This window comes from Streptomyces sp. NBC_01314 (assembly GCF_041435215.1).
Taxonomy (GTDB): domain Bacteria; phylum Actinomycetota; class Actinomycetes; order Streptomycetales; family Streptomycetaceae; genus Streptomyces.
This window is the reverse complement of the sequence record NZ_CP108394.1, coordinates 743,161-770,153: the sequence shown is the minus strand read 5'-3', so window position 1 is coordinate 770,153 and position 26,993 is coordinate 743,161. Positions and strand designations below refer to the sequence as shown.

Sequence of the window (26,993 nt, the reverse complement as noted above, 5' to 3'; positions counted from 1 at the left end):
ATGGGAGCCGCTCAGGCATGTCCTTAGGGACTTCGCTCAACCTACTGAGGATCTCCGAAACTTCCACCGTGGCTCGGTCGATCCATGAGACTTGCTCTAGTTTTCCGACGGAGAAGGGACGGCAAGCATGGCGAGCAGCGCGCTTCTGGTGATGGACGTCCAACGGGACGTCGTGGCCATGATCGGCGGCGGGTCCGGATATCTGCCGCGCTTGCGCGGCGCGATCGACGGTGCCCGGGCCGCAGGCATCCCCGTGATCTACGTGGTGATGGGGTTACGGCCGGGCGATCCGGAAGTCAGTCCTCGCAACAGGGTGATGACCAACGTCGTGCGGGCCGGGCTGTTCATCGAGGGGGTTCCTGGCACCGAGATCCATGACGACGTCGCGCCCCAGCAGGGCGACGTGGTGGTTACCAAGAGGCGGGGGAGCGCGTTCTCGGGCAGCGACCTCGACCTGGTACTCAGGGCTCGCGACATCGACAGCCTTGTTCTCACCGGCATCGCTACCAGCGCTGTAGTGCTGTCCACTCTGTGGCACGCCATCGACCTGGACTTCGGCCTCACCGTCCTGGCGGATGCCTGCCTGGACCCCGACCCCGAGGTGCACATGATGCTCACCGAAAAGCTGTTCCCACAGTGGGCAGATGTCGTCACCGTCGAGGACTGGCTCAAAGCCCTCGCACAGCAATAGCGGGAGGCCGCCCGGACCCTCGTGCGCGGGGCAGGAAGGCATCCGATGCGCCTGATGCGCCTGATGCGTCAGGCAGCAGTGGGCATCTGGATGCTCTGTCGGGAGTTGGTTGGCGAAGCGGTTGCCTCGCCGAACGGACCTGGTGTGAATGGCGGTGGTGGAGGCAGCCGAGCATGTGGTTGAAGCAATGCCACCGTCTTGCAGGCATACGACAGGCCATCGCAACGGGTAGACCTTGACCTGCTAGTCGGCCGGACGGATCGTCACGTCTCCGAAGTCCACCACCGTCACCTCCATCGCACCGTGCTCGTCCAACAGCCGGTCGATCGGTCCGCTTGACGGGTGCCGCTGCTCGCGCGGATCCGTTCGCAACGTCTGGTCGAGGGGATGATCCTGCTGCAGTGACCCGCCCTCGATATTCAAGTGAACCTACGTCAGGGGCTGCGTAGGGTGACCAGCGTGAACCCAGCTGACTTCTACACCGGGATCGTCGCGGAACTCTACGGACCGCTGAAGTCCTACTCCCAAGACCCCGAACCCTACGCAGACTTCATCCAGGAAGCCGGCATGCCGGCACTGGAGCTGGGGTGCGGAGACGGTGATCCCCTGCTCGAACTGCGCCGGCGTGGTCTGGACGTCGACGGCGTCGACTCCTCCGCCGACATGCTGGAGCGGCTCCGGTGCCGGGCAGACGAACAAGACATTCGTGCCACCGTGTTCCACCAGCGGATGGAGGCTTTGAATCTGCCCCGCCGCTACCGGGCGATCTTTCTCGCCGGGCCGACCTTCACCCTGCTCCCCGATGACGCCACAGCGCTCGCCGCCCTGCACGGCATCCAAGCTCATCTGGCGGAGGGCGGCACCGCTCTTGTCCCCCTGTTCACTCCCGCACCGACCCCTGCCGAACAGATCGGCCAGGTGCGCACGGCCACCGCAGCCGACGGCGCCGAGCTCCGGGTATCCGTCGTAGCCGAGCAACGCGACGAGACAGCCCGGACACAGACGACGCTTCTTCGCTACGAACGGCACCACGGCTCGGACAACACCATCGTGGAACGCCCGTGGATCATGCATTGGTACCCCCGGGACCACTTCGAGAAGCTGGTCACGACCGCCGGCCTGACCGTGACCGCGGTCACCGATTCGGATGGCAAGCCGGCTTCTGCCGACGTCACCGACCTACTGCACTTCCGGCTCCAAGCCATCTGACGTCGCCTCTGAGGAGGTCCGAAAGCTGTGCCGAAGCCCATTGTGCGGAGGTCCATCCGACCGTGTCAGGCGTTGCCGTTGCCGAGACCGGCGTCGCGCCGTGCGTGGCGGTGCGTGGGCCGGTGGAGGAACCAGCGGTACGCGCCGCCGAGTACGAACGCCTGGGCAGCGGCTCCGACGGCGACCCCCACGAAGGGCAGCGCACCGGGGAGGGCCGTGAAGAGAAACGACGTCGGGGCGGTGACGACGAAGAGCCAGATCCCCGCGAAACCGGCGTCCGCGTGCTCGACGAAGAGGGCGTCCACCCCGACCCAGACGCCGACGGCGGCCACGACCGCCAGATAGCCAAGGGCAACGGGGTTCACCAAGTGGTGGCGAAGGGTCTGGGACAGGGCGCGCGAGGAGGCGGCCATTTCTGAACTCCTTTGATACGACACGGTGTTGTCCGGCCTGTTGAGGTCAACGATGTCGTTGAAGAGCGGCCTGCACCTGAGTACGCGTACCTATATGTGGCTGCGCGATTGGACGTGTGTCGTGTGGTCGCCATGCGATCAGGACGCCTGAGCAATGGCGCCTGGTGGCCTGCCAGAGCACGGAGGTGCTCGCACGGTGATGTATGCGTGCTGGAGTCGGGCGGTGAGTGGGTCGGCGATGGCCGGGGCGGCTGGACGGCCGTGCGGCCGTGCGCCGGTCGTCGGCGAGAGGTCACCGGCGACCAACGCCACGCGGCCGGCGCTGGGCCCGGACGGTCGGTCATGTCGCGGTCGACCCACGAGGGTCGCGCTTCGAGCCCAGCTCTGTGTCGGATGCGCGTCAGGCTTGCAGGTGTTCGGCGTACGCCTCGGTCGGGGGATAGGGGGCGGGACGGGTCATGCCCACCGACCAGAATCCGGTGGTGCCGGGAACGGACGTCACGTCGTTGAGATACGGCGCCGGAGCCGTGCCTGCCGGGCCCCGGACGACGGTCCAGGTCTCGCCGTCCCGGCGTAGGTACGTACTGCGGCTCTGGTCCTGGAAGTTCCAGCCCGATATCCATGCCGCGCGGCCCCGCGCGTCGCCCGCGATCGCGGTCAACGACCCGAGTGTGAAGCCCGGTTCCAACCGGGTCCAGGCCGTGCCGTCCCAGTGGCTCAGTGCGGGGTTGCCGGGCCGGCCCACTGGCCCGCCCGCACCGGCCTCGGTGCCCACCGCCCATACGTCGTCCGGACCGGCCGAGTGCAGATCGGCGATGCCCAGACGCAGACCCGCGATCGGAGGGAGGACCGTCCACTTCCCGTCCCAGCGGGCCACCAGTCCGGACCAGCCTCCACCGTTCGACTGGTCTCCGCTCACCCAGACTTCGCCCGGCGAGCGCACCACGACCCGGTAGAGATACACGCTCGCGACGGGCAGCGGGTCCACCCATCGCCACCGTCGACCGTTGCCATGCAGCAGACGGGCCGCGCCGCCTCGGCTGCCGCAGATCCATACCTGTCGGTCGGGGCCGACCGCCACCGAGTTGAGCCGAACGTCCGGCTCGCCCCTGCCCGGGAAGTCGGCTTCGCGCCAGGTGGTCCCGTCCCAGCGCAGCAGGGGGCTGCCGCTTCCCACAGGCTGGCCCACACTCCACGCCGCGGCCGAGCAGACGCCGGCGACGTCGCTCAACCGCGTGTGGCCGAGATGCGACAGGTCGGTCTTGGTCCAGACGCTGCCGTTCCACAGCATGGCCAGCGCCCTCTGCTGGGACTGCGGGGCAAGGCTCTCCTCGCCTACGGCCCAGGCCAGTCGGGGCCCGGCGGCGGCGATACTGCGCAGTTGTGCGGCGGGAGTGCTGCCGGGTGCCGGCACGGCCTGCCAGCCTTGCCTAGAGGGTGCGGGCACATCGGCCCGGGACGGCTTCGGGCCGAGCGCGACCCCCGAAACCGCGCCGATCGTTCCTGCCACAAATCGCCTTCGTCTCACTGCTGGATCCCTCCAGGCGGGTCGGGCGGATAGGAGGAACCACCGTGAATCAGCGAACCTCAAAGTTCTAGCCACGCACGTGACAAAGCATGCCGAACGGCGCCGACAGGGACGCGCGCAGCAGGAGGAACGCCGACGGGGCGGCGTACACCGACGTGGACGTGTCGGAGTACGCCGCCCTCGGGCGGGACGAACCGTGGGAGGCAGGTGGCGCGGTCGTCCCGGCTACTTCGGTGGGATCGGCCACAACGGCACCGACCTGGGCCTGCCCGCCGACGGCGCCGATGAGCGTGGAAAGGATCTTCACGGCGGTGGTCTTCCCGGCGCCGTTCGGCCCGAGCAGCGCGAACACGGACCCGGTCGGGATGCGTAGATCGATACCGTCGAGGATGGTCTTGTCGCCGTACGACTTGCGCAGACCGATGGCTGAGATGGCGGTCGACGACCGGAGACAGTGTCCGGCCGACGTCCCCTTGGGCCGCCGCCCGGCCGGTTCCATGGCCGCCCCCGCGTCCGCCCGGCGGCCGTGCACGACCTGGAACAGCTTCGGCCCCGAGTCAGACATCGCGCGAGCCGCCCGAGCTGCTGGCCACCGCCCGTCGAGGCTTCGCCGGCGGTCGGCAATACAGTCGCGTGCGTGGCTGGTCTGCGACGAGAATGCGCTGGCCACCCCATCGCTCAGAGGAGCTTTCCGATGACCAGCCCGCAGCGCGCACACGCCAGCCTGGACGGCCTCGTGATGGGCGACGCCTTCGGCGACAGCTGGTTCACGCGCTCCGACGAGAACGCCGAGGAGCAGTGGGCTGCCCGGGAGCCGCGTCCGCAGCCGTGGCCGTGGACGGACGACTCCGCCATGGCCTTCGTCCTGTTCGCGCACCTGATGACCCATGGTGAGATCCGCCCGGACGGTTTGGCGGATGAGTTCGCCGCCGAGTACGACCGGGACCCGGGGCGTAAATACGGGCCGTCGATGCACGGTGTGCTCCGGAGCATTCGCGAGGGCGGTGACTGGCGGGCCATCACCACGGCGCAGTTCGCGGGACAGGGTTCCCACGGAAACGGCGCCGCCATGCGGGTCGCTCCCCTCGGAGCCTGGTTCCGGGACGATCTGCCGGCTGCCCGCGAGCAGGCCCGGCTGTCCGCGCGGACCACGCACGCTCATCCCGAGGCCGTCGCCGGCGCTGTGGCCGTAGCGGTCGCCGCGGCGCTGGCAGCCGCCGACGAAAGTGCGGACGCCCCGCCACGCTCGGAGTTCCTGCGTGAGGTCGCCGACCATGTGCCGGACAGTGACGTCCGTTCCCGGCTGCTGGTGGCCGCGAACTTCTCCGACCGTACGTCGGTTCGTCACGCGGCGTCCGTACTGGGCTCGGGGACGCTGATCTCGGCTCCGGACACGGTCCCGTTCGCCCTGTGGTCCGCCGCGGGACATCTGAACGACCTGGGCGAGGCACTGTGGCAGACCGTTGCCGGGTGGGGCGACCGCGACACCACCTGCGCGATCGCGGGAGGCGTCGTCGCGTCCCGCACCGGCACCGGTGGGCTGCCAACGGCGTGGCGCGAAGCCCGAGAGGACATCCCCGCTTGGAGCCGCTGGAAAGCCCCTACGGTGGTCCGAAACGGCGCTGAGCAGGTCGGGACCGTCGGCGGGTGACGCGTTCACCGACGACGAGGTCACCGGTGCTTGTCGTGCGGGGACCACGGCAGGCCCGGTGCACGGCAAAGCCGCGGTGTCGTTCATCCAGCGACCGAGTCCGCGACGGGGGACGTCAGCGGACCGGACGCGCGGTCAGGGCACCCTGTCGGCCTCCGTCGTTGGTACCGGTCGCCGCATCAGGTAGACGCCTGCGATTGACACCAGGAGAGCCATGCAAGCGATGAACACCAACCCGGCGCCCTCCAGGCCGAGCGGTTCCGCCAGTAGCCCCACGCCGATGACCGGTACCGAGATACCCGTGTAGGCCACCACGAACAGCGCCGAGATCACGGCCGCCCGCCGGTCCGCCTCGGACGCCGCGGCCACGGCGGACAGTGCCCCCCGAAACGCCAGCCCCTGCCCGGCCCCGCCGACGACGGCGCTCAGCACCACCAATGGCAGCAGGTCCCATCGCAGCGCGCCGGCCAGCAGCGCCAGCCCCGCCAGGAGCCCGACGCAGCCCAGGGGCAGCGACCGGCCCATGCCGACCCGGCCGACTGCCAGCTGCCCGGCGGTCGAGGAGAAGAAGGCAAGTGCGACGACCAGCCCGCTCACCGCGTGGTTGTGGACGTCCAGGGACTGGGCGAGGAAGGCCGGGCTGACCGACGTGAACACCCCGAACAGCGCGAACCCCACGAAGGAAGCGGCAGCCGCCGGCCCGAAGACCACCCGCACCTGCGGGGGCAGGCTGGGCCGCTGCGGTCGTACGGTGCTCAGCGGTCGGCGCCCCCGCACGGTCTCCGGAAGCCGCAGCAGGACGGCGGCCGAGCAGGCGACCAGGGCGAGATGGACGGCGAACGGCAGGTACAGCGGCCAGTCGGCGTACTGCGCGAGCACCCCGGCGAGCAGCGGACCGCAGCCGAGGCCGCCCATGTTCGCGGCGGTCGCCACGAACGTGGCCCGCGAGGCACCGCCACGCGGTGCCAACTCCATCACGTAGGCCGTGGCAGCCCCGGTGAACAGGCCGGCGGACAGCCCCGACAGCAACCGCCCCGCGTACAGCCAGCCCAGCGCGGTGGCGCACAGGAAGCAGACGGCACTCGCGGCCGCGAATCCCAGGCCCCACAGCAGCACCGGGCGCCTGCCCACGGAGTCCGAGACGTTGCCCGCCAGCAGCAACACCCCGATGACTCCGAAGGCGTAGACGGCGTAGACGACGGTGACCGTCAGCTCGGAGAAACCGAACTTCTCCTGGTAGAGGCCGTAGAGGGGAGTCGGCAGGGTCGTGCCGGCCATGCATACGGCGAACACCGCCCCGCCGAGCATGCACCGGCGCCAGCGTCCAAGATCACCGTCCATACCGCTGAAGGTAACCTCGCCCGCCGCCGCACGCGCCCTGGTGCCCTTCCGTACGTCGGGTTCGGCGGTGGCCGGCCAGGAAGCGAGCGGAACATTGCGGACCGACCGACTGGCCGCGTCGTGGTGACGGCCGGTCCCGGCGCCGAGTCACACGGTGGCGAGGGAGACCTCGGTCGACTTGATCAGCGCGGTGACGGGCGTTCCGACGGTCAGGCCGAGGTCGCTGACGGCGTCCTTGGTGATGGCGGCGGTCAGTTCTCCGCCGTCGACGGTGACCTTGACGGAGGCCATCGCGGCGCCGGTGGCGATGTCGCTCACCGTGCCGGGCAGCCGGTTGCGGATGGACAGGCCCTCCACGGAGCCGGTCGCGAGCGAGACCTCCGTGGATTTGACCAGGGCGCTCACGGCGGAGCCCTCGGCGAGGCCCAGCTCCCTGACGGCGTCCAGGGTGATCGCCGAGGTGAGGTCCTGGCCGCCGTCGAGGCGGACCTTGACCGTGGCCATGGCCTCGCCGGAAGTGACGGAGACGACGGTGCCGGGGATCTGGTTGCGGATGCTCAGGCTCATGGGAACGCCTCACAGGAAAGGGGTGATGTGCCGTTCTTGCTCACTCATGTCATCTGTATCCCTTATGTGCGGGTCACGGTAGTCGGGCCGGGCGTCAATGGTCCGCTGCCGCTCACATCCGCGATGAGCCAGGCGGGCGGTCGCTTCGAACCGCGGACGCGGCCCTGCCCCGCCCGTGCGCGTTCTCAGACGGGGTAGGCGTGGGTCTGCGTCGCCTTCACCGCCGCCCAGACCTCCGAGCCCGGGTGGAGGCCGAGTTCGGCGGCGGCGACCGTGGTCAGGTCCGCCGCGAGCGGAAGCTCTCCCGTGAGGTCGGCGCGGATCTGGTCGCCGTGTGTCTCCAGGCCCGCGACCTCGCAACGCCAGAGGTTGCGGGCGCTGACGCCGGTCGGACGGTCCCGGTGGAGGGTGACCGCGCTCGGCGGGAACGCCACGAAGACCGGGCCTGACAGCACCTCCGTGGTGGTGATGAGCGGGCCGACGTCGAGACGTACGGTGTGGCCGTCGGCCTCGCCCCGGTAGAGGTTCAGGCCGACCAACTGGGCGATGTAGTCCGTACGGGGATGGCGGGCGATGTCGGACGGGGAGCCTTCCTGGACGACCCGGCCGTCCTCGACGACGACCAGCCGGTCGGCCAGCACCATGGCGTCCAGCGGATCGTGCGTGACCAGGACGGCGACGGCCTCGAACTCGGCCAGATGCCGCCGGAGTTGGGCGCGGACATCCAGGCGGGTGCGGGCGTCCAGCGCCGCCAGTGGCTCGTCCAGGAGCAGCAGGCGGGGGCGGGTGGCCAGAGCGCGGGCCAGGGCGACACGCTGGGCCTGACCGCCGGACAGTTTGCGCGGCTTGGCGCCGGCGTGATCCGCGAGCCCCAGCCGGTCGAGCCATTCGGCGGCCTGGGCGCGGGCTTCCGCCTTGGTGGCGCCGTGGCAGCGCGGTCCGAAGGCCACGTTGTCCAGGGCGGTCAGGTGGGGAAAGAGCAGGTAGTCCTGGAAGACGACGCCTACCGGGCGGGACTCCGGCGGCGTACGCTCCAACGCCGTGCCGTCCAGCCGCAGACGGCCGCCGGAGAGCGGGGTCAGGCCGGCCAGCGTGCGCAGGGCCGTGGTCTTTCCCGCGCCGTTCGGGCCGAGCAGGGCGACGACTTCGCCGGGCGCGACGCTCAGCGTCACGTCGAGACGGAAGGTGCCGCGCTCGACGACGAGGTGGGCGTCGAGGCCCTCCTCGGAGGTGTCGGCACGGACGTCATGGGCGGCGTCAGCGGCGTGACGGGGCCCGGTCGTTCTGCTGGATCGGGGCTCGGTCATCCTGCTGTCATCCAACGGTCGCGCAGGCCCGCCAGCACCGCGATGGACACGGCGAGCAGCACCAGGCTGAGGGCGATGGCGGCCTCCGGGTCGCTCTGCAGAGCCAGATAGACGGCCAGCGGCATGGTCTGGGTACGGCCCGGGAAGTTTCCCGCGAAGGTGATCGTCGCACCGAACTCACCCAGCGCCCGCGCCCAGGCCAGCACGGCGCCGGCCGCGATGCCCGGGGCGATCAGGGGGAGCGTGACCCGGCGGAAGGCGGTGAAGCGGGAGGCGCCGAGCGTGGCGGCAGCCTCCTCGAAACGCGGGTCGGCGGCCCGCAGGGTGCCCTCGACGCTGATGACCAGGAACGGCATCGCCACGAACGCCTCCGCGACCACGACCCCCGCCGTGGTGAACGGCAGCGTGATCCCGAACCAGGAGTCCAGCGACCTGCCGACGATGCCGTTGCGGCCGAGCGCCATCAGCAGTGCCACACCGCCGACCACCGGCGGCAGGACCAGCGGCAGGGTGACCAGGGCACGGACGAGGCCGCGTCCGGGGAACTCGACGCGGGCCAGCAGCCAGGCCAGCGGCACGCCGATGACCAGGCTCACCGCGGTGGCGGCGGTGGCGCAGACCAGGGACAGCTGGAGCGCCTGCCACACCTCGGAGCTGGTCAACAGCTCGGGCAGGCTGCGCCACGGGGCCCGTACGAGCAGCGCGACCAGCGGCACGATCAGGAACGCCAGGCCGAGCAGCGCGGGCACCAGCAGCGGCAGGGGCACGCCCCGGCCGACGCCGCGCCCGCCTGTCCGGGCGCGCCGACGCCGCAACCCACTCGGGCGGGTGTCGGCCGCGGCGTCGGACTTGTCGGTCGGGAGGGTCACGGCTTGAGGAACCCGGCCTCGGTCAGTACCTGCTGGCCCCCGGCGGACTGCACCAGTTCGATGAACGCCTCGGCCGCCTCGGCGTTCTGGGCGACCTTGAGCCGGACGATCGGGTAGTCGTTGACGGCGTCGGCGGACTCGGGGAACTCCACGCCCTCCACCTTGTCACCCGCCGCGCGCACATCGGTCCTGTAGACGACGGCGGCGTCCGCCTCCTTCAGCTCGACCTTCGTCAGAGCGGCCTTGACGTCCTGCTCGTAGGAGACGGGGGTGAGCTTCAGCTTGCCGGCGTCCAGGGCCTTCTGGGCGGCGGCGCCACAGGGCACCTCCTTGTCGCACAGCACGACCTTCAGCCCGGACTTGGTGAGGTTCTTGAGGGAGGCGATCTTGTCGGGGTTGCCCGGCAGGGTCGCGATCTCCAGCCGGTTGCGGACGAAGGTGGCGGGTGTCCCCGACGCGTCCCCCGCGTCCGTCACGATCGCCATCGTCTTGGGGCTGGCCGAGGCGAACACGTCGGCGGGAGCACCGCCGGTGATGCTCGCGGCGAGGGAGTCGCTGCCGCCGAAGCTGAAGGTGACCTTCGTACCGGGGCGCTCTTCCTCGAACCGCTTCCCCAGCGCCGTGAAGCTCTCCTTCAGCGACGCGGCGGCGAACACCGTCACCGTGCCGGACAACTCGTCCGACGACGAGGCGGACACGGAGGAGTCCGGCTTCGCCGACGAGGAGTCGCCGGACGACGAGCAGGCACTCAGGGCCAACAGAGCGGTGGCGCCCAGGGCGGCCAGCCGTATCGGTCGCCGGTTCCGGTGCGTGGTACGGGTCATCACGGGTCCACTCCCTCTGGTCCTGACGGACACGATCACTGCTGTCCTGGCGGACCGTCCACGGTCTCCCGACGATCACGTCGTACGACTTGATCACGACAGCCGCCGGAGATAATGCTGCCGCAGATGCAAGGATAGTGGCACCTATAGCTTCGCATGAGCCGGTCTGAGGATCTGCTCGGGTGGCATGTGCGTTTAAGCCTGACGTGGCTGCCGGAGCTGAAGCCCCATCGGCCCGGACGGTTCGGACAGGGGCACCCGAAATTTATGCGCGAACCCGGTGCAACCATCCATGCCCCTCGAAGGTCACATCAAGTGGGAGCAAAGAGCTCTCATAGACCCAAGGGGGAAATATGAGGAACATACGTAATGTGGCGACCGTCGGGGCGTTAGCGGCACTGGCCGTGGGCGCCGGCACCGCGTTCGGCACGACCGCATCAGCCGCACCCAACGTCACCCCGCAGAGCGTCTGCGGCAGCGCCTACAAGACCGTGAACTCGGCGCCCGTCGGTTCGTTGGGCACTGTCTACCTGACGTACAACTCCAAGAACGGCAAGAACTGCGTCGCGACGATCCGCGCCAACCCGGGCACGCTCAAGAACATGTCCACGTACATCTATGTCCCCGCCACCGACGAGTTCGCCGGGGACGACGGGACCTTCTCGTCGTACGCGGGGCCGGCCTACGTCTACGGGAAGGGCTACTGCGTGAGCTGGGGCGGCAGCATCGCCAACGTGTACGTGTCGGTGGAGAACTCCAACTGCGCCTCCCTGAAGGAGCACCGGGTCACTGAAGTCCGCTGACCCGGCTGATCAACCGGCCGCGAGTTCCCGCGCCGCCGCCTCCCGTGGTCCGACATCGCGGCCTTGCCGCTGACGGCCGTCGGGAAGGCGTTCACGAGCCGCAGGCGGCGCGGGATCTCACGGTGCGGCCGGCCTGCCGCTGACAATGCGGGGCCCCTTCGCGGCCTCACGAGCCCGGCCGTGAGGCCGGACTCGTGGCCGCGAACCGGGAATCTGCGGCAGTGGTCAGGTCAGCGGTTCGCTCAGCTCGATGGAGCGTAGAGCCGCCGCCAGCGCCCGTTCGTCGCCGACGTCGAGGGCCGTGTCGGTCAGTTTGATGACATGTTCGTCACCGTGCGCCAGGGCTCGTTCGAAGACTTCTTCCGGTGCGAAGGCGCCTGGCGGGGTGTAGGCGACCGGCGCGTGGGGCGCGTACATCGCGGTCACTGCCGCGGATGCCGTCCAGGCCGCCCGCAGGCTCGGCACCCACAGGGCTCGCGGGAGTGCGGGAAGGGCGCGCAGGACGGCGTTGGGGGCCGTTGCCGCGTGGACCAGCATGGTCTCCTCACCATGGCCGTGGGTGGCGTATCGGTGGGTGGCCGCCCGCACCAGTTCGCTGAGGTGGCGCCGAGCCTCATCCGCGTCCGTGATCGCGGGCGCCCACACCGGCAGGCCCGTGACGCGGCCGAGCCGGGCGGCGAAACCGCCTTCCCGTTCGGCGATGGGTGTCACCTCGTCGAGAGCCGCGGCCGCCCCGTCGGCGCCGGGCAGCGGAGCGACCCCCGTGACGGAGTGATAACGGGCGGCCCAATAGCCGAGACCATGAGCGAGTTCGACCTGGCGTGGCTCGGTGTCCGAACCGGCCAGAAGAGTGCGCACAGCGTGGCCCACCCTGATCACCGGGTGCGTCGAGCCGCCGTACAGGCCGGGCAGAAGACGGGGCCACCACTCGGTCAGCACATCACGCCAGGAACGATCGGCGATCTCATGGCCGAAGTAGGTGATCCAGTCGGCGGCGCGTCGCGCGTCGCCGCGGGCCGAGCGCCAGTTGGCGTCCGTGACCGGCTCGACGCCGGACGGGAACTCCTCAAGCTTGTGCGCGTACAGGTCGAGCCACCGGTGCACCGAACCGGCTCGACCGTGCGCGGCCAGGGCCTCGACCGCCATCGGCGCGTGATTGGTGAGCCGCCCGAACCGCTCCGCCCCGAGCTGTGCAGTCTCTGAAGCGCCTCGTCGAGAATGCCCGTCGTATCCATGGCGAGGACGGTAGGCGAGGCGCCACGGCGGCGTAACAGGCTGAAGGCCTAGGTCAGGCCTAGGTCAGGCCTAGGGCCGGACCTAGGCCCAGCGGCCGAACAAGTATCCGCCGCCAGGCCGCAGTTGACGGGAAGGGCCGGGGCCGGCCCGGGTTCGCCGCGTCTTCGGCCGCGGTCCGAACCACCTCCGTGGTCAGGGTGGCCTTCATGTGCGGCCGAGCGGCGCGGACGCGGCCAGGGGATCCAGCCGGGCCGGCGCACCGGTGCGGTGCGACGACGTGCCTGCGTGGTCGCACCGCCGAATATCGCGTGCGCCGCCGTCGGTGGACGTAGCAGACTCCTGGCATGGTCGACATGCGCATGTTCCGCGACGAGGTCACAGGCTGGGCGGCTGGTGGCTCCGGTCGGCCGGCGAGGGAGCTGGCGGAGCTTCTGGGGGTGCACACGGCGGTCCTGCTGGAAGGGCTGAGCGACCTCGCGGCCGTCGAGGCGCTGGCCGCGGAGCGGGGCCGTGACCTGGCGGGCGAGGGAGTGTGTGTGGTGTCCATGGGCGGGGCGATGAGTGTCGGCCGCTACGCGGGGCTCCTCGGGCCGCCCGGTCTCGGCCTGCGCCTGCTCGGTCTGTGCGACGAGCGGGAGAAGCCCTTCTTCGACCGGGGCCTCGACCCGGCCTGGGCACCGCGCCCGAGCCACTTCGTCTGCGCGGCGGATCTGGAGGACGAGCTGATCCGCGCCCTGGGCACGGCGCGGATCGAGCAGATCATCCAGGCCGAGGACGAGCTGCGGCCCTGGCAGACCTTCCTACGGCAGCCCGCCCAGCACGGCCGGCCCCGGCACCAGCAGCTGCGGCGCTTCCTCGGCACGAAGAAGGGCCGCAAGATCCGGTACGGCCGCCTCCTGGTCGAAGCCCTCGCCCCCGACCAGGTGCCCGCCCCGCTGGACGACCTCTTCGCCGGCCTGTGAGGGGCGCTCCCCGCCGGCAGGTACGCCCCTGTGCCGCCCCCGCACGGCCACGAACTGCCGCGGTGGGCAAGCAATGCCACCCGACAACTCGACGAAGAGGCCGAGAGGACCGAACGGGCAGGCCGCGAGGGAGCGGATGCGCATGCTCGCTGCCGACGTCCTCGCGCATGATGGACAGCGGGTGTGACTTCGACCACCTGCTCTTGCCGGGGCCAGGAACGCTTACCTACGTTCGGTCGCATGTCCCACCATGGCCGCGCCCTTCCCGGCGAACCGGACGAACCCGTCGCAGCGAGCGATCCTGCCGCCGACCGTCCTGATGCCTCCCCGATGATCGATTTCGACGTCGATCTGAGTGCACACGAACTGCTCCGGCGCGCTCATGTCCTGGACGCCCTCGGCGCCGACTGGGACCCCGTGGCCGCGCTGCGCGGCGAGGAAGCGGCATACGCGCTGCTGTATTCCGGTCTCGACGCGGAGCAGCAGCGCGTGTACGACGAGCTGGTCTCGGCCGGTGTGCTTTCGAGGGGAGGCGGCGGCCGTGCTGCCGCTTGACCCGCAGGCCGACGTCGGGCGTCGCGCCTGGGTGGCTTGCCCGAACTGCGACGACCGGCGCGGGTGCGCCACCTGCGAGCAGGGCCGTACCTGCTCCGAGCACTGGCGCTATCTGCTCTCCAATGTCGGCAGCCTGCTCCATCTGCAGTGCCGGTCGTGCACCCACATCTGGACCCACGAGACCCACTTCGGTGCCACCCGGTCCCCGTGGGAGCGCATCACCAGCGGCCTGCGCCGACGTTGATCGTGTGCCGGGGCTGACCGCGAGGTGAGCCGGGACGGCGGGTGCCGTCGCGGGCGAGGTCCGGTGAGGCCGGACGGCCGATGGGCGCCCGCTTTCGGATGACCTCTCCGTCTGCCGCCGGGGGCGGCGGGACGCCATGGCCGAGGATCGCGGTCGGCGGTCATCCCTGCCTGCCGTTCGCCCGCCCGGAGGCAGCCGTGCACATCCTGCTCCTAGCCAGCGCGTTCAACAGTCTCACCCAGCGCACCCACGCCGAGCTGCGCGACCACGGCCACACCGTGGCGGTCGAACTGGCCCTGCCGGGCAGTCCGTTGTCGGCTGCCGTGCGGCGGCACGCACCCCAGCTCGTCGTGGCGCCGATGCTGAGGACGGCCATCCCCGAGGAGGTGTGGTCGGCGTACACCTGCCTCGTCGTCCACCCCGGACCCGTGGGCGACCGGGGACCGTCCTCCCTGGACTGGGCGATCCACGAGGGCGTCGAAGAGTGGGGTGTCACCGTCCTGCAGGCCGACGGGGAGATGGACGCCGGTGACGTATGGGCCTCCGTGGCGTGCCGGCTTCCTCAGGTGGGCAAGAGCGAGCTGTACCGGGGCGAGATCGCCGACGCCGCGATCGAGGCGGTCCTGCTCGCGGTGGAGCGCTTCGCCGGGGGCACCTACGCGCCCTGTCGACAGGACGCGGCAGGCACGGCCTACGCCGACGAGTCCGACGCCTACGCCGGTGAGTCCGACGGCGTCCCACGCCCGCGCACGCGTCCGTACCTCGATCAGAGCGTCCGGCGGATCGACTGGGCCGAGGACTCCACCCAGGACGTCCTGCGCAAGCTGAGGGCGGCCGACTCGCAGCCCGGTGTGCTGGACGTGCTGTGCGGCGGTGAGTGGTATCTGCACGGCGGTCACCCCGAGAGCGTGCTGCGCGGCCGTCCGGGCGGGCTGCTGGCCACCCGGGCCGGGGCGGTGTGCCGGGCCACCAGGGACGGCGCCGTGTGGATCCCGGAGCTGCGGCCCCGGCGCGGCCCGGGGCAGCCGCCCACGTTCAAGCTCCCTGCCGTGTCGGCCCTGGGCGACCGACTGCCGCCGCTGCCCGAGCACACCCTGCCCCGCCTGCCCGAGACGCGGCACCGGACCTGGGCGGACATCCGCTACCGGGAGGACGGGAACGTCGGCTTCCTCTCGTTCTCCTTCCCCGGCGGCGCCATGAGCACGGAACAGTGCGGCCGACTGCTGGACGCCTACCGGGAAGCGTGCGCGCGGCCCACCTCGGTGCTGGTGCTGGGCGGCGAACGGGACTTCTTCTCCAACGGGATCCACCTCAACGTCATCGAGGCCGCCGACGACCCCGCCGCCGAGTCCTGGGCGAACATCGACGCCATCGACGATCTGGTCGAGGCGGTCCTGACGACGACGGACCGGCTGGTGGTCGCGGCGATCGCGGGCAACGCCGCGGCCGGCGGAGTGATGCTCGCGCTGGCGGCCGACGAGGTGTGGTGCCGCTCGGGGGCCGTGCTGAACCCCCACTACCGTCTGATGGGTCTGTACGGCTCGGAGTACTGGACGCACACGCTGCCGCGCAGGGTGGGTCCCGCGACGGCGGAGCGGCTGATGCGTGAGGCGCTGCCGGTGAGCTCGGCGAGCGCGCTGCGCCTCGGGCTCGCCGACCGGGTGCTCGACTGCGGCCCTGACGCGTTCGCACGGGAGGTCGGCGGCCTGGCGGCGCGTCTGGCGGCGCTTCCGGCCACGGCGTCGCGGATCACCGTGAAGAAGACGGAGCTGGACCGGCTGGAGAGCGCGACCCCGCTGGCCGGCTTCCGGGCACAGGAGCTGGCCCGGATGCGCCGGACCTTCGACGACCCCGACGCCCCGTACCACGCGCTGCGCCGCTCCTTCGTCCACAAGGAGCGGCCGACATGCACCCCGCCGCACCTCGGTCCTGTCCCGGTTGCGTGAACCGGGCCGATCCGCTGGGCCGCCGGCGTCACCGGAACGGCCCTCGATGACGTCTCATCACGGCCGAACGGCTGATACGAAGAAGAGCGACGGTCGAAATAAAGGATTTCATCCCTTACCTCCCCAGGAGGCGGTCCCATGACTGAGGCGACGCCGGGAACAGTCGATGCCGCGAACGCAGGCGGCGCGCCCGCCGACGAGACACCCACGATCCACATTCTCTGGATCAACGCGGGCCTGAGCTGCGACGGTGACTCGGTCGCGTTGACGGCGGCCATGCAGCCCAGCATCGAGGAGATCGTGCTCGGTGTGCTGCCCGGCCTTCCGAAGATCGCCGTCCACTGGCCGCTCATCGACTTCGAGTGCGGGCCCGTCGGCGGCTCGGACACGTTCATCGAGTGGTTCTTCAAGGGGGAACGGGGCGAGATCGATCCGTTCGTCCTGGTCGTCGAGGGCTCCATCCCCAACGAGTCGATCAAGCCCGAGGGCTACTGGTGCGGCTTCGGCGACAACCCGGAGACCGGCCAGCCGATCACCACCAGCGAGTGGATCGACCGGCTCGCCCCGAAGGCGCTGGCGGTCGTCGCCATCGGTACGTGCGCCACCTACGGCGGCATCCACGCCATGGCGGGCAACCCGACCGGTGCGATGGGTGTGCCGGACTACCTCGGCTGGGACTGGAAGTCCCACGCAGGCATCCCCATCGTGTGCGTCCCGGGCTGTCCCATCCAGCCCGACAACTTCTCCGAGACGCTCACCTACCTGCTCTACCAGGCGGCCGGCTCCGCCCCGATGATCCCGCTGGACGACAAGCTGCGTCCCACCTGGCTCTTCGGGGCCACCGTGCACGAGGGCTGCGACCGCGCGGGCTACTACGAACAGGGCCAGTTCGCCCTGTCGTACGACTCGCCGACCTGCCTGGTCAAGCTCGGCTGCTGGGGCCCGGTCGTCAAGTGCAATGTGCCCAAGCGCGGCTGGATGAACGGGATCGGCGGCTGCCCCAACGTCGGCGGCATCTGCATCGCCTGCACCATGCCCGGGTTCCCCGACAAGTTCATGCCGTTCATGGACGAGCCCCCCGGCGCCAAGCTCTCCAGCAACGCCAGCGGGGCGTACGGCGCCGTCGTCCGCAGGCTGCGGTCGATCACCGCCAAGACGGTGGACAAGGAGCCCAAGTGGCGCCGTACCGGAGACAAGATCACCACCGGATACCGGCCCCCGTGGTGAGCCGTCGAAGCGGCCGAAGCGGCCGTAGCGGTCGAAGCAGCCGCGAGTGGTCCGCTCCCCGCTTCGCGCACCCCCACCCCAACCTCCCGCGCAACGACGCAACGAAGGGCACGCACACTGATGGCACCGAAGACGAAGACGGCCGGCGACGGCAGTGGCCTGGTGGAGATGGCCTGGGACCCGATCACCCGGATCGTGGGCAGCCTGGGCATCCACACGAAGATCGACTTCAAGCAGAAGCGGGTCGCGGAGTGCTACAGCACGTCGTCGGTCTTCCGCGGCTACAGCGTCTTCATGCGCGGCAAGGACCCCCGCGACGCCCACTTCATCACCAGCCGCATCTGCGGCATCTGCGGCGACAACCACGCCACCTGCTCGGTGTACGCGCAGAACATGGCGTACGGAGTGAAGCCCCCGCACCTCGGCGAGTGGATCATCAACCTCGGCGAGTCGGCGGAGTACATGTTCGACCACAACATCTTCCAGGAGAACCTGGTGGGGGTCGACTACTGCGAGAAGATGGTCAAGGAGACCAACCCCGGCGTCCTCGAACTCGCCGAGCGGACCGAGGCCCCGCACGCCGCCGAGCACGGTTACCGCACCATCGCCGACATCATGCGCTCGCTGAACCCCCTGGAGGGCGAGTTCTACCGCGAGGCCCTCCAGGTCAGCCGCTACACCCGCGAGATGTTCTGCCTGATGGAGGGTCGCCATGTGCACCCCTCCACGCTCTACCCGGGCGGCGTCGGCACCATCGCCTCCGTGCAGCTCTTCACGGACTACATGAGCCGCCTGATGCGGTACGTGGAGTTCATGAAGCGCGTCGTGCCCCTGCACGACGACCTGTTCGACTTCTTCTACGAGGCCCTGCCCGGGTACGAGGAGGTGGGCCGCCGCCGGGTCATGCTCGGCTGCTGGGGCGCGCTCAACGACCCCGAGTACTGCGACTTCACCTACGCCAACATGACCGACTGGGGACGGAAGATGTTCGTCACCCCGGGCATCGTCGTCGACGGCAAACTCGTCACCAACGACCTCACCGAGATCAACCTCGGCATCCGCATCCTGCTGGGCAGCTCCTACTACGAGGACTGGCAGGGCCAGGAGCAGTTCGTGACCCACGACCCGCTCGGCAACCCGGTGGACCCGCGCCACCCGTGGAACCAGCACACCATCCCCGCCCCCCAGAAGCGGAACTTCGACGACAAGTACAGCTGGGTCATGTCACCCCGCTGGTTCGACGGCAAGGACCACCTCGCCCTGGACACCGGCGGCGGCCCCATCGCCCGCCTGTGGTCCACCGCCCTGTCCGGGCTCGTCGACATCGGGTACGTCAAGGCCACCGGCCACAGCGTGGTCATCAACCTGCCCCGCACGATGACCAAGCCGGAGACCACCTTCGAGTGGAAGATCCCGCAGTGGTCCAACGCGCTGGAACGCAACCGCGCCCGCACCTACTTCCAGGCGTACGCCGCCGCCGTCGCCCTGCACTGCGCGGAGAAGGGCCTGGCGGAGGTCCGCGCCGGACGCACTCAGACCTGGGAGAAGTTCGAGGTTCCTGACGAGAGCATCGGCGTCGGCTTCACCGAGGCGGTCCGCGGTGTCCTCTCCCACCACATGGTGATCCGCGACGGCAAGATCGCCAACTACCACCCGTACCCGCCCACGCCCTGGAACGCCAGCACCAGGGACAGCTTCGGCACCCCCGGCCCGTACGAGGACGCCGTACAGAACACGCCCATCTTCGAGGAGAACACCCCGGAGAACTTCAAGGGCATCGACATCATGCGCGCGGTCCGCAGCTTCGACCCCTGTCTGCCCTGCGGTGTCCACATGTACGTCGGCGGCGGCAAGACAGTGAAGTCGATGCACGTGCCCACCGGCCTGAGCGGACTGGGCGGATGAGCGCGCCGACGACGGCCCGGCCCGTCGACGCCGAGCAGACCGGACGCCGTGTCGAGGAGGTGCTGGACCGACTGGCCACGAGCGGCGACCCGGCCGCAGCCACGGCGGCGGAGGAACTCGTCCGCTCCCTCATGGACTTCTACGGTGCCGGCCTGGCCCGTATCCTCCAACTGCTGTCCTCCGCGCCCGGCGAACCGTCGGCGGGACTGCTCGCCGACGAACTCGTCGCGAGCCTGCTCGTCCTGCACGACCTGCACCCCGAGGACCGCGACACCCGCATCGTCCGCGCTCTCGACAGCGTCCGCGAACACACCCTGGAGGTCGTGGACTTCGACGAGCGGAGCGGCACGCTGCGGGTGCGCGCCCGGGCGGGTGGCGGGTGCGGTTGCGGCTCCGGCGCGGACGCCCGGCAGGCCGCCGAGGCGGCGCTCGCCTGCTTCGCACCCGAGGTCAGGGCCGTCGACGTGCAGACCACCCCCGCCGGGCCCACGCTCCTCCAGATCAGCACGGCACCGACGGGGGCCCGATGACCGCGGCCACCGCCGGTCTGAGAAGGTTCCTGACAGAACGTCCGCCGCGGCCGGAGCGGTGCGAGCTGTGCGCGGTGGCGGTGCCCGAGGACCACCGCCACCTGGTCGACACCGAGAAACGCGCCCTCGTCTGTGCCTGCGTCCCCTGCGCTCTGCTGATGGAACAGCCGGGTGCCGCCGCGGGCCGCTTCCGCACGGTCCCGGCCCGCTACCTCACCGACCCCGGACACCGCCTCGACGACAGCGCGTGGGAGGCGTTGCAGATCCCGGTCGGCGTCGCCTTCCTCTTCCGCAACGCCGCGCTCGACCGGCTGGTCGCCCTCTACCCGAGCCCGGCCGGAGCCACCGAGAGCGAACTCGAACCGGCCACCTGGACGGCCGTCCTCGGCGGCAACCGCCTGGCCGAACTCCTCGAACCCGACGTGGAGGCGCTGCTGCTGCGCCGCACCGGCGGACGCTGCGAGACCCACCTCGTACCGATCGACATCTGCTACGAACTCGTCGGCCGCATGCGCCTGTTGTGGCAGGGCTTCGACGGCGGAGCCGAGGCACGCGCTGCCCTGGACGTGTTCTTCGCGGAGGTCGCGCGCCGCGCCCGGCCCGTTGACGATCCGGGGGGCGCGTCGGACGATTCGTCGCGCCCGTCGGACGAGGCGGTGCGGCCATGACGGAGTTCTCCTTCGCCTGCACCGGCGTCCGCGCCGACCGGTACGCCGCCGGACCGACCCTCGTCTTCCGGCTGCGCGTCACCGCCGCCGACAACGCGCGCGTGCACGCACTCGCGCTGCGCTGCCAGATCCGCATCGAACCCGCCCGACGCGGCTACGAGCCCGCCGAGGCCGAAGGGCTGGCGGACCTCTTCGGCGAGCGCTCACGCTGGGGCAGCAGTCTCCAGCCCGTGCAGTTCGCCCAGGTCTCGGTGATGGTTCCGAGCTTCACCGGGGAGATCGAGACCGACCTCGTCGTGCCCTGCACCTACGACATGGAGATCGCCGCCACCCGCTACCTCAACGCCCTCACCGAGGGCGAGGTCCCCTTGCTGATGCTCTTCTCCGGTACGGCGTTCACCGGCGACGCCGGCTTCCGGATCGAACCGGTCCCGTGGGACCGGGAGGCGGCGTTCCGGATGCCGGTCGCCGCCTGGCGGGAGATGGTCGAGCAGCACTTCCCCGGCTGCGGCTGGATCCGGCTGCCCCGCGACACCATGGACGCCCTCCTCGCCTACCGCTCCCGACGCGCGCTGCCCTCCTGGGAAGCCACCCTCAAGGCCCTGCTCGACGCAAGCGCCGCCGCCGACCCGCCCGCGAGCGACCCGTTCCGCGCGCTCACCGGCACCACCGGAAGGACCGACCCGTGACCGTCACCGCGTTCGCCGCCGAGACCGAGGAGCGGTTCGCCCTCGCCCGGCAGGTGGCCGACGCCGTCCTCTTCGAGGGCTATGTGCTCTACCCGTACCGCGCCTCGGCGGCCAAGAACCGGCTGCGCTGGCAGTTCGGGGTGCTCGTGCCGCCCGCCTGGGGCGCCGAGTGCGAGGAGCACGACTTCCAGCACACCGAATGCCTGATGGAACCGAGAACGGGCGCGACCCTCTCGGTCGAGGTGCGCTTCCTGCACGCCCGGCGGCGCACGGTGCAGCGGGTCCGCCCGGACGGCGGCTTCGACACCGTCGCCGAACTCGACCTCGACGACCGGGTGCTGGTGCCCTGGGACGAGGGGATCGAGGAACGTGTGGAGGTGATCGCGCCGGTGGACGAACTCCTCGGCGACGGCGTCACCCATGCCTTCCGGCTCCCGGCCCGGGAGGACACCGCACCCGTCCTGGACGCGGCCGGCCGTACCGTCGGCCGACTGCTCCGGCGGCGCGAGGAGATCAGCGGGACGGTCCGGCTGTCCGCCCGCGAACTCGACGGTCCCTACCGGACCCTGCGGCTGACCGCAGTCGTCGAGAACACCAGCGACTGGACACCGCCCGAGGGACACGGCGCCGACCGGGAAGCGGCACTGCCGCACTCCCTGGTGGCCACCCACCTCCTGATGGCCCTCAGCGCCGGATCGTTCCTGTCGATGACCGATCCCCCCGAGTGGGCGAAGGGCGCGGTCGCCGCCTGCCGCAACCTGCACACCTGGCCCGTACTCGCCGGTGAACCCGGCCGTGCCGACCTCGTGCTGTCCTCGCCGATCATCCTGGAGGACCATCCGGCCATCGCCCCGGAGAGCCCCGGCGCGCTCTACGACGCCACGGAGATCGACGAGATCCTCGCGCTGCGCACCGCGGCTCTCACCGACGAGGAGAAACGCGAGGCCCGCGGCACCGACGAACGGGCGGCCGCCGTGATCGAGCTGGCGGACTCGATGCCGGCCGAGGTGCTGGAGCGGCTGCACGGAGCGGTACGGAGCCTGCGCGAGGTGACCCGCCCCGGCCCGGCCGCCCCGACCGACGGCTTCCCCGACGAGTACGGGGTGGGCCGGCCCGACACGCCCTGGTGGGACCCCGCGAGCGACGCGGGCTTCGACCCGGCGCAGGACCGTGTGGTCGTGGACGGACGGCCGGTGGGCCGGGGAAGCCGCGTCGAGCTGCACCCGGGCCTTCGGCGCACCGACGCGCAGGACATCTTCCTGCGGGGCCGCACCGCCACAGTTGAGGCGGTACTGCACGACGTCGACGGCGGGGTGCACCTGGCGGTCACCGTGGAGGGCGACCCGGGCGCCGACATCCGCCGCGAGCAGGGGCGCTTCCTGTACTTCCAGCCCGACGAGGTCACACCGCTGGAGGGCGGCGTATGAACCCCCCTGCGCAGCCGGGCTCCAGGACTCTCGTCGCCGGCATCGGCAACATCTTCCTCGGCGACGACGGCTTCGGTGTGGAGACCGCACGCCGGCTCGCCGAGCGCGACCTGCCCGGACACGTCGAGGTCGTGGACATCGGGGTGCGTGGCGTGCACCTCGCGTATCAGCTTCTGGACGGCTACGACACCCTCGTCCTCGTGGACGCCACGGCACGCGGCGAAGCCCCCGGCACGCTGTACGTCATCGAACACGACGTCGACCGCCCGAACCCGTCGCCGGGCGCCCCCGCCCTGGACGGCCACCGGATGACCCCCGACACGGTTCTGGCGCTGCTGGGCACTCTGTGCGCCGGGACCGGCGGTGAGCCGCCACGCCGCGTCCTGGTCGTCGGATGCGAACCGGCCTCGGTGGACGAGCGCATCGGCCTCAGCACGCCGGTGTCCGACGCGGTACCGGAGGCGGTCCGGCTGATCGAAGAGCTGCTGCGGAACGGTGAGCCGTCCGTGGTGCAGGCCTCAACCGCTGAGGCTTCGACATGAGGAGAGACGGGATGAAGAAGATCGTCATCGGTGGAGCGGCCGTGGCCGCCCTGGTCGCCGTGGCCGCCGAGGTGCTGCCGGACATCAGGCGCTACCTGCGGATCCGACGGATGTGAACCACGGACGACGGCTGGTGCGCCGCGCGGTTGCGTCGAACGGCGTACCTGCCGCCCCGTGACGGCGTGCCGGGCCGGGCGACCCGGGTGCGCACGCCTGTAATGAACCCCGGCGGAAGGCAGGCAGCGAAAAGGACGGAGACCCCATGCATGAGATGTCCGTCGCGCTGGCCGTCGTCGACCAGGTCGCGGAGGCCGCCGACCGGGCCGGGGGCATCACGGCAGTGCGTTCGGTACGGCTCCAGGTGGGCGAACTCGCCGGTGTCGTACCCGACGCGCTCGCCTTCTCCTTCGAACTGGCCTGCGCCGGAACCCTGCTGGAAGGCGCCGAACTGCTCACCGAAGCGGTGCCGGGACGGGCCCGCTGCACCCCCTGCGCACACGAATGGGCCGTCGGCATGCCGCCCCGGCTGACCTGCCCGGCGTGCGGGGGGACGCGTACCGACCTGCTCGCGGGCCGGGAACTGCAGATCGTCGACGTGCGCTGGGAGGACGGCGGCTCCGCGCACGCGCCCACCCGCGAACCGATCTCCGAGGAGCGCTGAACCATGTGCCGTGTCGCCGACCTGCGCCAGGCCGTACTCGCGAAGAACGACGCGAGCGCCCACCAACTGCGCGCCGCCCTCACGGCGCGAGGCACCGCGGTCGTCAATCTGCTGTCCAGTCCGGGCAGCGGCAAGACCGCGCTGCTGGAGCAGGAACTGCTGCGGGCACGCGAGCGGTCCGTTCCCGTAGCGGCGCTGAGCGCCGATCTCGCCACCGAGAACGACGCGGTACGTCTGGCGCGTTCGGGCGTCCCGGTCAAGCAGGTGCTCACCGACGGGCTGTGTCATCTGGAGGCGGGAATGCTCGCCGGGCACCTGGACGGATGGCTGCCCGACGGTACCCGGCTGCTGTTCGTGGAGAACGTCGGCAACCTCGTCTGCCCTGCCTCCTACGACCTGGGGGAGACGCTGAGGGTCGTCCTCGCCTCCGTGACGGAGGGCGAGGACAAGCCGCTCAAGTACCCCACCGCCTTCGGCCTCGCCCAGCTGGTCGTGGTCACCAAGACCGACATCGCGGCGGCCGTCGAGTTCGACGAGGTCGCGTTCCGCGCGAACGTGCAGCAGGTCAATCCGGGAGTCGAGGTGATCCTGACCTCGGCACGCCTGGGGCGGGGGGTCGGCGCTCTGCTCGACAGGGCGATGGCGGCCGCGGACGGCGTACCCGTCCACGCGCCGGTCATGGCCCGCCGGCTCCACGACCACGACCACGACCACGGCCACACCCACGCGCACCCGGAGGTCACCGGCGCCATGGCCCACACCCACCCGTGAGCGGTCCGCAGACCCCGGCCACCGCCACCGAGGACACGCCGCTACGCCGCCGGGTCACCGTCAGGGGAGTGGTGCAGGGCGTGGGTTTCCGGCCCTACCTGTACGGCCTCGCCACCGAACTCGCCCTGGCCGGACACGTGACCAACACCGCGGAAGGCGTCGTCGTGGAGGTCGAGGGCGCCGCCTCGGCCGTGACCCGGTTCTGCGACCGGATCGCCGTCCAGGCACCTCCGCTGGCCCGCGTCGAGTCCGTCGACCACCAAGAGATGCCTCCCGTCGGCGGCACCGCGTTCACCATCCTCGCCTCCCGTGCCGACGGACCGGCCCGCACCCTGGTTTCCCCGGACTCCGCCACCTGCGCCGACTGCCTCGCCGAACTGGCCGACCCGGCGGACCGGCGCCACCGCCACCCGTTCGTCAACTGCACCCACTGCGGCCCGCGCTTCACGATCGTCACCGGCGTGCCCTACGACCGGGCCAACACCACCATGGCCGGGTTCGCGATGTGCCCCGACTGCGCCCGCGAGTACGCGGATCCGGCCGACCGGCGGTTCCACGCGCAGCCGGTCGCCTGCCCGGCCTGCGGGCCGCGACTGCGGCTGGTCACCGGAGAGGTCGCCGGAGTGGTCGCCGGACAGGAGTCGGGGCTCAGGAGTGCAGACAGGGGGGACCCGGTCACCGAGGCGCGCGCACTGCTGACGCGGGGCGCGATCCTCGCGGTGAAGGGCCTGGGCGGCTACCACCTGGCCTGCGACGCCACGAACGAGGCGGCCGTCGCGCTCCTGCGTCGCCGGAAGGCGCGCGGGGACAAGCCGTTCGCCGTCATGGCCAGGACGGCGGACGCGGTCCGCCACCTCGTGCGGCTGAGCCCCGAGGAGCGGACTCTCCTCGAAGGCCCGGCCCGGCCGGTCGTCCTGGTGAGGCGGCACCCGCACCCGTCGTACGCCGCCGGGGCCGCGCGGCCCGCCGAGGGCGTCGCGCCCGGCAGCCCCGACCTCGGCGTGATGCTGCCGTACACGCCCCTGCACCATCTGCTGCTCGGCCTGCCCGACGACGCCGACGGCCCCCGGCTGCTCGTCATGACCAGCGGCAACGTGTCCGGTGAGCCGATCGTCACCGACGACACCGAGGCGCTGGAGCGGCTCGCGCATCTGGCCGACGCCTGGCTCACGCACGACCGGCCGATCCACGTCCCGTGCGACGACTCCGTGGTCCGCGTGTGCGACGGGCAGCCGCTGGTGATCCGCCGCTCGCGTGGCTACGCACCGCTGCCCCTCACCCTCCCGCTGCCCGTGCGGCCGGCCCTCGCCGTCGGCGGAGACCTGAAGAACGCCTTCTGTCTGGGGTCGGGCCGCCGCGCCTGGCTGTCCGCGCACATCGGCGACATGGACGACATCGGCACGCAGCGGGCCTTCGCGCGCGCGGCGGCCCAGCTGGAGTCCATCACAGGAGTGCGGCCCGAGACCCTGGCGTCCGACCGGCATCCCGGCTACCGCTCCGCCCGATGGGCCGACCGCAACGCGGCACACCGGCCCGTCGTGCGCGTCCAGCACCATCACGCGCACATCGCCGCCGCGATGGCCGAACACGGGCTGGACGGCGCCCGGCCGGTGATCGGCGTCGCCTTCGACGGCACCGGCCACGGCGACGACGGCGCCGTGTGGGGAGGCGAGTTCCTGCTCGCCGACTACGACCGCTTCACCCGCTTCGGGCACCTCGCGTACGTCCCGCTGCCCGGCGGCGACTCCGCGGTGCGCCGGCCGTACCGCATGGCGCTGGCTCATCTGAGGACGGCCGGGATCGCCTGGACCGACGACCTCGCCTGTACGGCCGCCTCGCTGCCCGACGAACTCCGGGTCCTGGAACGACAGTTGGAGCGCGGCCTGAACTGTGTTCCCACGTCCAGCATGGGCCGGCTCTTCGACGCCGTGTCCTCGCTGGCCGGTGTGTGCCACCGAGCCGGATACGAGGCGCAGGCCGCCGTCGAGCTGGAGGGCGCGGCCCTGCGCGCGCCGGCCGGGGACACCGTGGCGTACGCCTTCGCCCTGCACGCGTCGGAGGTGAGTGGGGGCGCCGCCGTACGGGCCGATCCGGCACCCGTACTCGTGGCGATCGTCGGCGACCTGCGCGCGGGCGTCGAGCCGGCCCTGATCGCGGCTCGCTTCCACAGGGGTGTGACCGCTCTGGTGCGCGCGATGTGCGCGCGGGCGCGAGAGCGGCACGGGCTGGACACGGTGGCCCTGACGGGAGGCGTGTTCGCCAACACGTTGCTCTCCTCCGCCTGCGCCGCCGGCCTGCGCGAGGACGGCTTCACGGTCCTGCGGCACCACCTGGTGCCGCCGGGCGACGGCGGCCTGGCGCTGGGCCAGCTCATGGTGGCCGCCCGGGCCACCCCCACATCCACGCCCACCGAGTGAGCGACGCGCG

27 protein-coding genes and 2 pseudogenes are annotated in these 26,993 nt (G+C 71.1%); 19 read left to right on the top strand and 10 right to left on the bottom strand.

The annotated features are described in order from the left end of the window. The first annotated feature begins 127 nt into the window (after positions 1 to 127). Positions 128 to 691 (top strand): cysteine hydrolase family protein, encoded by a 564-nt coding sequence (locus tag OG622_RS03570; RefSeq protein WP_371573191.1) that lies wholly within the window; start codon positions 128 to 130, stop codon positions 689 to 691. Positions 692 to 934: 243 nt separating this feature from the next. Here the strand turns inward: OG622_RS03570 and OG622_RS03565 are convergent, their stop codons facing one another. Continuing rightward, on the bottom strand, positions 935 to 1,114 hold the full coding sequence (locus tag OG622_RS03565; protein ID WP_371573189.1) for a hypothetical protein: 180 nt from the start codon (positions 1,112 to 1,114) through the stop codon (positions 935 to 937). Between the two features lie 36 nt (positions 1,115 to 1,150). Here OG622_RS03565 and OG622_RS03560 point away from each other — a divergent pair, with 36 nt between their 5' ends. Then, positions 1,151 to 1,900 (top strand): class I SAM-dependent methyltransferase, encoded by a 750-nt coding sequence (locus OG622_RS03560; RefSeq protein WP_371573186.1) that lies wholly within the window; start codon positions 1,151 to 1,153, stop codon positions 1,898 to 1,900. A gap of 65 nt (positions 1,901 to 1,965) precedes the next feature. Here the strand turns inward: OG622_RS03560 and OG622_RS03555 are convergent, their stop codons facing one another. The 3 genes and pseudogenes from OG622_RS03555 to OG622_RS03545 all read right to left on the bottom strand — a co-directional run. After that, the gene (locus OG622_RS03555; protein WP_371573184.1) at positions 1,966 to 2,313 is read right to left on the bottom strand and encodes an SCO4225 family membrane protein; all 348 of its coding nucleotides are present in this window, start codon (positions 2,311 to 2,313) and stop codon (positions 1,966 to 1,968) included. A gap of 400 nt (positions 2,314 to 2,713) precedes the next feature. Then, complete coding sequence (locus OG622_RS03550) at positions 2,714 to 3,823, bottom strand: hypothetical protein (protein WP_371573182.1); 1,110 nt, start codon at positions 3,821 to 3,823, stop codon at positions 2,714 to 2,716. A 253-nt stretch (positions 3,824 to 4,076) separates the two neighbouring features. Beyond that, positions 4,077 to 4,340: pseudogene (locus OG622_RS03545) on the bottom strand (ATP-binding cassette domain-containing protein); the annotation flags it as partial. Positions 4,341 to 4,535: 195 nt separating this feature from the next. On the opposite strand from OG622_RS03545, the gene OG622_RS03540 reads away from it, so the two are divergent. Then, the gene (locus OG622_RS03540; protein WP_371573181.1) at positions 4,536 to 5,492 is read left to right on the top strand and encodes an ADP-ribosylglycohydrolase family protein; all 957 of its coding nucleotides are present in this window, start codon (positions 4,536 to 4,538) and stop codon (positions 5,490 to 5,492) included. Positions 5,493 to 5,627: 135 nt separating this feature from the next. On the opposite strand, the gene OG622_RS03535 is transcribed toward OG622_RS03540, so the two are convergent. The 5 genes from OG622_RS03535 to modA form a co-directional block, all read right to left on the bottom strand. Then, on the bottom strand, positions 5,628 to 6,833 hold the full coding sequence (locus OG622_RS03535) for an MFS transporter (protein ID WP_371573178.1): 1,206 nt from the start codon (positions 6,831 to 6,833) through the stop codon (positions 5,628 to 5,630). 147 nt (positions 6,834 to 6,980) lie between these two features. After that, on the bottom strand, positions 6,981 to 7,400 hold the full coding sequence (locus OG622_RS03530; RefSeq protein WP_371573176.1) for a molybdopterin-binding protein: 420 nt from the start codon (positions 7,398 to 7,400) through the stop codon (positions 6,981 to 6,983). Positions 7,401 to 7,585: 185 nt separating this feature from the next. Beyond that, a complete protein-coding gene (locus tag OG622_RS03525) occupies positions 7,586 to 8,707 on the bottom strand; it encodes an ABC transporter ATP-binding protein (RefSeq protein ID WP_371573174.1) in 1,122 nt (373 codons plus the stop codon). Further along, positions 8,704 to 9,576 (bottom strand): molybdate ABC transporter permease subunit, encoded by an 873-nt coding sequence (gene modB, locus OG622_RS03520; RefSeq protein ID WP_371573172.1) that lies wholly within the window; start codon positions 9,574 to 9,576, stop codon positions 8,704 to 8,706. Before modB ends, OG622_RS03525 begins: the two co-directional genes overlap by 4 nt. Then, positions 9,573 to 10,400, bottom strand: a complete 828-nt coding sequence (gene modA / locus OG622_RS03515; protein WP_371573170.1) for a molybdate ABC transporter substrate-binding protein — start codon at positions 10,398 to 10,400, stop codon at positions 9,573 to 9,575. The genes modB and modA overlap by 4 nt, the downstream gene beginning before the upstream one ends. Before the next feature lie 353 nt (positions 10,401 to 10,753). On the opposite strand from modA, the gene OG622_RS03510 reads away from it, so the two are divergent. Continuing rightward, positions 10,754 to 11,203, top strand: a complete 450-nt coding sequence (locus tag OG622_RS03510) for a spore-associated protein (protein WP_371573168.1) — start codon at positions 10,754 to 10,756, stop codon at positions 11,201 to 11,203. Between the two features lie 225 nt (positions 11,204 to 11,428). Here OG622_RS03510 and OG622_RS03505 read toward each other — a convergent pair. Continuing rightward, positions 11,429 to 12,438: pseudogene (locus OG622_RS03505) on the bottom strand (questin oxidase family protein). A 345-nt stretch (positions 12,439 to 12,783) separates the two neighbouring features. On the opposite strand from OG622_RS03505, the gene OG622_RS03500 reads away from it, so the two are divergent. From OG622_RS03500 to hypF, 15 genes are all read left to right on the top strand, one after another. Continuing rightward, complete coding sequence (locus OG622_RS03500) at positions 12,784 to 13,401, top strand: TOPRIM nucleotidyl transferase/hydrolase domain-containing protein (protein WP_371573165.1); 618 nt, start codon at positions 12,784 to 12,786, stop codon at positions 13,399 to 13,401. Positions 13,402 to 13,641: 240 nt separating this feature from the next. Beyond that, positions 13,642 to 13,956, top strand: coding sequence for a DUF6400 family protein (locus OG622_RS03495; protein ID WP_371573164.1), 315 nt, complete (start codon positions 13,642 to 13,644; stop codon positions 13,954 to 13,956). Continuing rightward, positions 13,943 to 14,200 carry a hypothetical protein gene (locus tag OG622_RS03490; RefSeq protein ID WP_371573163.1) on the top strand — a complete coding sequence of 86 codons (258 nt, stop codon included), beginning with the start codon at positions 13,943 to 13,945 and terminating at the stop codon, positions 14,198 to 14,200. Before OG622_RS03495 ends, OG622_RS03490 begins: the two co-directional genes overlap by 14 nt. A gap of 197 nt (positions 14,201 to 14,397) precedes the next feature. Then, positions 14,398 to 16,146 carry a hydrogenase maturation protein gene (locus OG622_RS03485; RefSeq protein ID WP_371583990.1) on the top strand — a complete coding sequence of 583 codons (1,749 nt, stop codon included), beginning with the start codon at positions 14,398 to 14,400 and terminating at the stop codon, positions 16,144 to 16,146. Positions 16,147 to 16,284: 138 nt separating this feature from the next. Continuing rightward, positions 16,285 to 17,373 carry a hydrogenase expression protein HypE gene (locus OG622_RS03480; protein WP_371573161.1) on the top strand — a complete coding sequence of 363 codons (1,089 nt, stop codon included), beginning with the start codon at positions 16,285 to 16,287 and terminating at the stop codon, positions 17,371 to 17,373. A gap of 120 nt (positions 17,374 to 17,493) precedes the next feature. Then, a complete protein-coding gene (locus tag OG622_RS03475) occupies positions 17,494 to 19,278 on the top strand; it encodes a nickel-dependent hydrogenase large subunit (protein ID WP_371573159.1) in 1,785 nt (594 codons plus the stop codon). After that, a complete protein-coding gene (locus OG622_RS03470) occupies positions 19,275 to 19,808 on the top strand; it encodes a hypothetical protein (RefSeq protein WP_371573157.1) in 534 nt (177 codons plus the stop codon). Before OG622_RS03475 ends, OG622_RS03470 begins: the two co-directional genes overlap by 4 nt. Continuing rightward, positions 19,805 to 20,476: a DUF5947 family protein gene (locus tag OG622_RS03465; protein ID WP_371573156.1), complete on the top strand. Its 672-nt coding sequence runs from the start codon at positions 19,805 to 19,807 to the stop codon at positions 20,474 to 20,476. The genes OG622_RS03470 and OG622_RS03465 overlap by 4 nt, the downstream gene beginning before the upstream one ends. Beyond that, complete coding sequence (locus tag OG622_RS03460) at positions 20,473 to 21,165, top strand: DUF6084 family protein (RefSeq protein ID WP_371573154.1); 693 nt, start codon at positions 20,473 to 20,475, stop codon at positions 21,163 to 21,165. Before OG622_RS03465 ends, OG622_RS03460 begins: the two co-directional genes overlap by 4 nt. Further along, positions 21,162 to 22,592: a hypothetical protein gene (locus tag OG622_RS03455; RefSeq protein WP_371573152.1), complete on the top strand. Its 1,431-nt coding sequence runs from the start codon at positions 21,162 to 21,164 to the stop codon at positions 22,590 to 22,592. Before OG622_RS03460 ends, OG622_RS03455 begins: the two co-directional genes overlap by 4 nt. Then, positions 22,589 to 23,134, top strand: a complete 546-nt coding sequence (locus OG622_RS03450; protein WP_371573150.1) for a hydrogenase maturation protease — start codon at positions 22,589 to 22,591, stop codon at positions 23,132 to 23,134. The genes OG622_RS03455 and OG622_RS03450 overlap by 4 nt, the downstream gene beginning before the upstream one ends. An 11-nt stretch (positions 23,135 to 23,145) precedes the next feature. Continuing rightward, positions 23,146 to 23,250 (top strand): hypothetical protein, encoded by a 105-nt coding sequence (locus tag OG622_RS03445; RefSeq protein ID WP_371573149.1) that lies wholly within the window; start codon positions 23,146 to 23,148, stop codon positions 23,248 to 23,250. 146 nt (positions 23,251 to 23,396) lie between these two features. Beyond that, complete coding sequence (locus tag OG622_RS03440) at positions 23,397 to 23,795, top strand: hydrogenase maturation nickel metallochaperone HypA (RefSeq protein ID WP_371573147.1); 399 nt, start codon at positions 23,397 to 23,399, stop codon at positions 23,793 to 23,795. Positions 23,796 to 23,798: 3 nt separating this feature from the next. Beyond that, positions 23,799 to 24,566, top strand: coding sequence for a hydrogenase nickel incorporation protein HypB (hypB, locus tag OG622_RS03435; protein ID WP_371573146.1), 768 nt, complete (start codon positions 23,799 to 23,801; stop codon positions 24,564 to 24,566). Then, positions 24,563 to 26,983, top strand: a complete 2,421-nt coding sequence (hypF, locus tag OG622_RS03430) for a carbamoyltransferase HypF (protein ID WP_371573144.1) — start codon at positions 24,563 to 24,565, stop codon at positions 26,981 to 26,983. Before hypB ends, hypF begins: the two co-directional genes overlap by 4 nt. Positions 26,984 to 26,993: the final 10 nt, after the last annotated feature.

Excerpts from the sequence above, each read along its gene's own strand:
- OG622_RS03555 (WP_371573184.1), bottom strand. The coding sequence starts at position 2,313 with ATGGCCGCCTCCTCGCGCGCCCTGTCCCAGACCCTTCGCCACCACTTG.
- OG622_RS03480 (WP_371573161.1), top strand. The coding sequence starts at position 16,285 with ATGACTGAGGCGACGCCGGGAACAGTCGATGCCGCGAACGCAGGCGGC.
- OG622_RS03445 (WP_371573149.1), top strand. The coding sequence starts at position 23,146 with ATGAAGAAGATCGTCATCGGTGGAGCGGCCGTGGCCGCCCTGGTCGCC.
- OG622_RS03535 (WP_371573178.1), bottom strand. The coding sequence starts at position 6,833 with ATGGACGGTGATCTTGGACGCTGGCGCCGGTGCATGCTCGGCGGGGCG.
- OG622_RS03530 (WP_371573176.1), bottom strand. The coding sequence starts at position 7,400 with ATGAGCCTGAGCATCCGCAACCAGATCCCCGGCACCGTCGTCTCCGTC.
- OG622_RS03475 (WP_371573159.1), top strand. The coding sequence starts at position 17,494 with ATGGCACCGAAGACGAAGACGGCCGGCGACGGCAGTGGCCTGGTGGAG.
- hypB (WP_371573146.1), top strand. The coding sequence starts at position 23,799 with ATGTGCCGTGTCGCCGACCTGCGCCAGGCCGTACTCGCGAAGAACGAC.
- OG622_RS03500 (WP_371573165.1), top strand. The coding sequence starts at position 12,784 with ATGGTCGACATGCGCATGTTCCGCGACGAGGTCACAGGCTGGGCGGCT.
- OG622_RS03470 (WP_371573157.1), top strand. The coding sequence starts at position 19,275 with ATGAGCGCGCCGACGACGGCCCGGCCCGTCGACGCCGAGCAGACCGGA.
- OG622_RS03525 (WP_371573174.1), bottom strand. The coding sequence starts at position 8,707 with ATGACCGAGCCCCGATCCAGCAGAACGACCGGGCCCCGTCACGCCGCT.
- OG622_RS03460 (WP_371573154.1), top strand. The coding sequence starts at position 20,473 with ATGACGGAGTTCTCCTTCGCCTGCACCGGCGTCCGCGCCGACCGGTAC.
- OG622_RS03495 (WP_371573164.1), top strand. The coding sequence starts at position 13,642 with ATGTCCCACCATGGCCGCGCCCTTCCCGGCGAACCGGACGAACCCGTC.
- OG622_RS03510 (WP_371573168.1), top strand. The coding sequence starts at position 10,754 with ATGAGGAACATACGTAATGTGGCGACCGTCGGGGCGTTAGCGGCACTG.
- OG622_RS03540 (WP_371573181.1), top strand. The coding sequence starts at position 4,536 with ATGACCAGCCCGCAGCGCGCACACGCCAGCCTGGACGGCCTCGTGATG.
- OG622_RS03440 (WP_371573147.1), top strand. The coding sequence starts at position 23,397 with ATGCATGAGATGTCCGTCGCGCTGGCCGTCGTCGACCAGGTCGCGGAG.
- OG622_RS03570 (WP_371573191.1), top strand. The coding sequence starts at position 128 with ATGGCGAGCAGCGCGCTTCTGGTGATGGACGTCCAACGGGACGTCGTG.
- modA (WP_371573170.1), bottom strand. The coding sequence starts at position 10,400 with ATGACCCGTACCACGCACCGGAACCGGCGACCGATACGGCTGGCCGCC.
- OG622_RS03465 (WP_371573156.1), top strand. The coding sequence starts at position 19,805 with ATGACCGCGGCCACCGCCGGTCTGAGAAGGTTCCTGACAGAACGTCCG.
- OG622_RS03450 (WP_371573150.1), top strand. The coding sequence starts at position 22,589 with ATGAACCCCCCTGCGCAGCCGGGCTCCAGGACTCTCGTCGCCGGCATC.